Consider the following 480-nt stretch of genomic DNA (forward strand, 5'->3'; position numbering starts at 1 on the left):
GCGGTCCCTGCGTTGCCCGCGCGTTCGCTGACCTGGTCCCCGGCCGATGACGGGGCCCGGAACACCGCCGATTTCCTCCGCACCCGGCTCCGGATCAGCACCCCCGAAGCACGCCGCCGCCTCGCCCTCGCCAACGCCACCCTCCCCCGCACCGGACTCGCCGGCCGGCCCATGCCACCGGCACACGAAGAAACCGCCRCCGCCCTCACCGCCGGAATCATCGCCTCCCGCGCCGGAACCATCATCACCACCGCCCTGGACAAAGTCCGCCACATCCCCGACCCCGACACCTTGGCKGAGATGGAACACAACCTCACCCAAACCGCGATCGAAAACGACCACGACTTCCTCACCCGCATCGCCCACCGCTGGATCGACGCCCTCGACCAGGACGGCACCGAACCGTCCGAAGAAAACCTCCGCCACCGCCAAGGCATCTTCCTCCACCGCAAACGCGGCGGCCTGCACCACTTCGAAGTC

General features: G+C 69.2%; 1 protein-coding gene. It reads left to right on the forward strand.

The genetic code is table 11. From position 1 onward, the window contains the following. On the forward strand, positions 1-480 hold a 480-nt coding region (locus tag AC1DFE_RS24170; RefSeq protein ID WP_476908344.1), incomplete at both ends, for a DUF222 domain-containing protein.

The sequence above is a fragment of the Arthrobacter sp. 05T423 genome (assembly GCF_056396245.1).